Source organism: Candidatus Jordarchaeum sp., from assembly GCF_052745115.1.
Map to the genome: position 1 here is coordinate 1 of NZ_JBRAKS010000356.1, position 3,940 is coordinate 3,940.

Genomic DNA, 3,940 nt, shown 5'->3' on the forward strand with positions numbered 1-3,940 from the left:
AAGTCCAAGAATGGTATTATTTATCATTAAATCTTTCTACTGTTGTGAACCCTTTAACATTTATGGTCCGGGGCAAAGAATAAGGAATCAGTACTCGGGGGTGATTGGCATATTTGCGGAGAGGATTATGAGGGGAGAAAGTCCTGTAATCTATGGTGACGGAGCACAGACGCGAGATTTTGTATATGTAAGCGACGTGGTGGAAGCTAGTGTTCTTGCAGCTGAGAGCAAAAGGGCAATAGGGCAAATCTTCAACGTAGGCACGGGTAAACCCACTACAATAAATGAACTAGCTGAAAAGATGATATGGATTAGCGGGAAAAATCTTACACCGGTACACACCAAACCGCGAATAGGGGAAATAATGCACAGTGTAGCGGATATTTCCAGGATCCAGAATACACTAGGCTACGAACCAAAGATGACCTTGACTCAAGGACTCAAAAAAATGTTAGAATAGTTGACGCTCCCCGCAACTTTAAGTCGGGGCTTTTTCGCCAACGGTTTTGTAATTTACCAGAACAAAATATCATGATCAAGCTTTGGTTATTGGTGAAATTTACAGCGAATATTATATGTTTTTTATATGTTTTATTGATCCTTTAGGTTAATTGTTAAACGTATATCTCTAAAAGTTTTAGGGGATACGGTATTGGATTGTGGGTAGACGCATTGTTTCACAATACTGATTATGATTTATTTTATGTGAGAGGTATTACATTTTTTATATAATTTGGATATTTCATTATCGAAAAATTTAAAAATTTGGATAATAGATTATCCATATATGGTTAGAATTAGTGAAATAGTTAGCCAAAATCCCTGGTGGAAGCACGGCAAAGCGTTCACACGCTACGATAGGCATTTGTCAAGACTAAATGAGAGCTTGATATTCTTTGAAAGGAAGGAATTTGAAACAATTAAAGAAAACGCTTACATCATAAGAGGTTGCAGACAAGTTGGAAAAACAACCTACTTGAAGGAATGGGTAAACAAATTAGTGAGCCAAGGCTTTGACCCGAAGCGAATACTCTATCTTTCGCTGGATTTCTTCACTTCTAGGAAGGAAATGAGAAACGCGATAAATTATTTCTTAGAGGCGAATCGGGAAGCCCAAAGTCTCTACATGTTCTTGGACGAAGCCACCACCTTAAGGGATTGGAACCTCGAACTCAAGTATCTATGGGATTCGGGGATCACAGGAAGGGCATATATTGTTGCAACGGGTTCAAGTGGATTCGCTTTACGCAAGAAAGGAGAGCTTCTGCCAGGAAGGGGGCTGGAGGGAAACGAGTATTATTTGAAGCCGTTAAGCTTCAGAGAGTTCGTGCTTCAAACTGCGGATTATGTACGAGACCATGTTGAAACAAAAGAGTTTCGTGATGCTTTAAAACGCTTAAAAACATCTCTGGAAAAGGTCAACATAGACTTGAAACGGGGTCTGGACGAAACGTATAGAGCTGTAAACGCGATCATTCCCTTCAAGAAGGAATTGGAGTATCTTTTCAGAATCTATCTAGTAACCGGGGGCTTTCCAGAGGTCATTAATAGGTATCTGAGAAAGAGATTTGCCAAGGAGAAGGGTTATATCGATCCTACTCTGGCTGAAATTTTCGTTCGGAATGTTCTAGGAGATGTAACGAAACAAGGAAGACAAGAAACATTCGCGGTACAAATGTTAAAGGAGATCATAAACAAGTATGGAACTAGGTACACTTTTTCTAAACTTGCAAGGGGCGTCGAAACAACTCATACGACAGTCATCGATTACTTGGAGTTATTGGAGGATTCTTTTATTCTAACGGTTCTTCACGCGTATGATTTTAACAAACAAGACCTGAAGTTTAAAGGGTTAAAAAAGGTGTACTTTCAGGATCCATTTATTTTCTATGCGCTTAGGAGTTCTTTGGGTGGAGTGGACGTAAATGAAGTGGTAACTGAAGTCTTAGAGGATGAGGAATTGTTGAGCAAAATAGTTGAGGGGATGGTAACCTCCCATTTATCAATGAGCTTGGAAACTCCGATTATGCGGGAGCCCAGAACGTTTCTTTGGTTTTACTACGAGGTACACGGCAGAGAAATAGATAACGTTGTAAGGTTAAACGGATCGTTCACAGGTATTGAAACGAAGTACAGAGGTGAGATCAGCTACAAGGACGTCCTAAGGATTCCACAAATTAAGAATTACATAATCCTGAGCAGGGAAGACGTTGAATACAAGAAAAATATCTTAGTCGTCCCAATAGATGTATTCTTATCCCTATTAACAAAATCGGATCATAACTTATAATTACTTTCAACCATATCCTTTCTCCCACCTAGTAATCATGGCTACGCTTAATCTCCTCAACTCTATTACGCAAAATCTTATCGAACTCCCCGGTCTTATCACCTAAGATCTCAAAGCCCTTCGTAAGAATCAATGTTTCAATGGTTATATGATATTTTGATTCCTGTCTCGAAATTTCCAGCCTAGTCTTCGTTTTCACCCTATCATAGGGCTCACTTACAACAATTATCATGTCTAAATCACTGTACTCGCCAGCGTTTCTCTGAGCAACACTGCCGAAAAGAATAACTGCTTTAACAAAACGCAAATTCGCAAGCTCATTTGCTATTCGCTTAGCTTGAGAAATCATATACAAACTAAATTCATAAGGAGAAACGGAAATTTCTTTTTTTAAACCGTAACACTTGCCACTCTTCTCCACAACTCCTTCACCTTCCAATTCAAGTTTAATCGTCAACCACCTATCACTCAATCCAGTTTCCAACTTCAATTCGCTGTAAGTATGCTTCCCATGCTTCAAAGTCAACACAATTCGACCCTCGGAAGTTAAAGAAACCAACTCCACTCTATGTGACCTCCTTTAAGTAATAAAGGGCCATAGAAATAGAAACTTTACAGGATGGTTATTTTTTTAGTTTTGGTTTCTTCGATTACTTTTCCTTTTGATTTGGTGATTTTTTCTTTTAATTCTTTTTTCGCGTTTTGAACCGATTTATTAGCGTTTTTTTCATGTGCTGTAATATATATTTCTGCTCTGATTCTTACGTCCCGATAGGGTTGACTTTTTATCCATACCTGAGGATACTTTTCTCTCACTTGGTCTATGAGTGGTGAGAGGTCTGATTCGATTAATCCTTCTGTTATTATGAGTTCTTCTGCGTACTGGTTTTTGACCGCTTTTTTAATGAGGGGGATTAGATGTCTTTCAAAGAGGATTTTTACTTCTTGGGGAAAACCTGGAAGAATAATGATTTTTGTTTCTTCCATTTGTATTAGTGTTGCTGGCGCTAGTCCTATTGGGTTTAGGTAAATCTGGCTGCCTCTTGGGACATAAGCCAGTTTTTTCCTTTCTTTTGTCATTTTCTTGTGTTTTGCCCTTCCCAGCTGGTGTATGTAGTCAAATTTCTTTTCTAAATCCTCTAGTAGGTCTTGGTTTATTTCTAGGGGCTGGTTTACGGCTTTTGCGACTGCTTTTAGGGTCATGTCGTCGTATGTTGAGCCTAGGCCTCCGGTGGTTATTATGAAGTCGGGTTTCCTGCTGATTGCTTCTCTTAGTGTTGATATTATTGTTTCTAGGTTGTCGGGTATTGTGGTTATTCGTGTTACTTCTATCCCAAGCGCGGTTACCTGGTTGCAGATGTAGTGGCTGTTGGTGTCCTGAACTCTTCCCGCGAGTACTTCGTTTCCTACTACTATGATTTCCAGGTTGGTCATTTTTAGCCCGACTCTGTTTTTGTGAATGTATTGCTTTTTTTAGGGTCTTAAACATTTGTGATTATACGTTTAGATCATGGATTTTTAATTATGATGGTTTTGAGAATGTTTAAATACTAATCTTAATTCCTAATAGTGCTAATTAGGATAAGTTTTATCAATAGGGTTTACAACAGTAGGAAGATTTAATACTAAATAATACCATATATGGCTATG

General features: G+C 38.7%; 4 protein-coding genes. 2 read left to right on the forward strand and 2 right to left on the reverse strand.

What is annotated here, in order from left to right; all coding sequences use genetic code 11:
• Both ACUVXA_RS17735 and ACUVXA_RS17740 read left to right on the forward strand, forming a co-directional pair.
• On the forward strand, positions 1–460 hold a 460-nt coding region (locus tag ACUVXA_RS17735; protein WP_445872617.1), incomplete at its 5' end, for an NAD-dependent epimerase/dehydratase family protein.
• Positions 461–787: 327 nt separating this feature from the next.
• Positions 788–2,290 carry an ATP-binding protein gene (locus tag ACUVXA_RS17740; RefSeq protein ID WP_445872618.1) on the forward strand — a complete coding sequence of 501 codons (1,503 nt, stop codon included), beginning with the start codon at positions 788–790 and terminating at the stop codon, positions 2,288–2,290.
• 28 nt (positions 2,291–2,318) lie between these two features.
• On the opposite strand, the gene ACUVXA_RS17745 is transcribed toward ACUVXA_RS17740, so the two are convergent.
• Positions 2,319–2,855, reverse strand: coding sequence for a nucleotidyltransferase domain-containing protein (locus ACUVXA_RS17745; RefSeq protein ID WP_445872619.1), 537 nt, complete (start codon positions 2,853–2,855; stop codon positions 2,319–2,321).
• 47 nt (positions 2,856–2,902) lie between these two features.
• Positions 2,903–3,724, reverse strand: coding sequence for a competence/damage-inducible protein A (locus ACUVXA_RS17750; protein WP_445872620.1), 822 nt, complete (start codon positions 3,722–3,724; stop codon positions 2,903–2,905).
• Positions 3,725–3,940 lie beyond the last annotated feature (216 nt).